General features: G+C 54.5%; 1 pseudogene. It reads left to right on the top strand.

Annotation, left to right across the window (positions count from 1 at the left end):
• Positions 1-615 (top strand): annotated as a pseudogene (locus HK24_RS11640) (transposase); the annotation flags it as partial.

Genomic DNA, 615 nt, shown 5'->3' with positions numbered 1-615 from the left:
CGCCCTCCGTTTGATCCGGTGCTGATGTTCAAGATCCTGGTCATCCAGACGCTGAACAATTTGTCCGATGAAAGGACGGAATATCTGATCAACGGCAGCCAGTCGTTCATGCGCTTCCTTGGTCTGGGGCTGTCGGACCGTGTGTCGGATGCCAAAACGGTCTGGCTGCCCCAAAGCAGCGCAATACCAACGCTGAGAAAGCCGAGCTTCGGGAAGGACGGATCTCACAGAACTGGCAGGACAAGCCGTCAAAGCTGTCCCATAAAGATCGTCATGCACGCTGGACACTGAAGTTCACCAAAGCAAAGCGGCAGGATGATGGGACGATCCAGTCAACGGATCTTGCCATTCCGTTCTTTGGCTACACATCCCACGTCTCCATCGATCGGAAGTTTCGGTTCATCCGAAAATGGAAGACGACGGATGCCGCCGCAAGTGATGGCGCGCGATTGCGAGAGGGACTTCTGGATAAAACCAATACGGCCTCAACGGTGTGGGCCGACACGGCCTATCGCTCAAAAGCAAATGAGGACTTCATGGGCAAAGAGGGTTTTGTCTCAAAGGTTCACAGAAAAAAGCCGCACCTCAAGCCCATGCCCCGCCATATCCAGCGGT

Source organism: Gluconobacter sp. DsW_058 (assembly GCF_002153615.1).
GTDB lineage: Bacteria > Pseudomonadota > Alphaproteobacteria > Acetobacterales > Acetobacteraceae > Gluconobacter > Gluconobacter cerinus.
The sequence above is the reverse complement of the archived record's forward strand: the minus strand, read 5'-3'. Positions and strand labels throughout refer to the sequence as shown.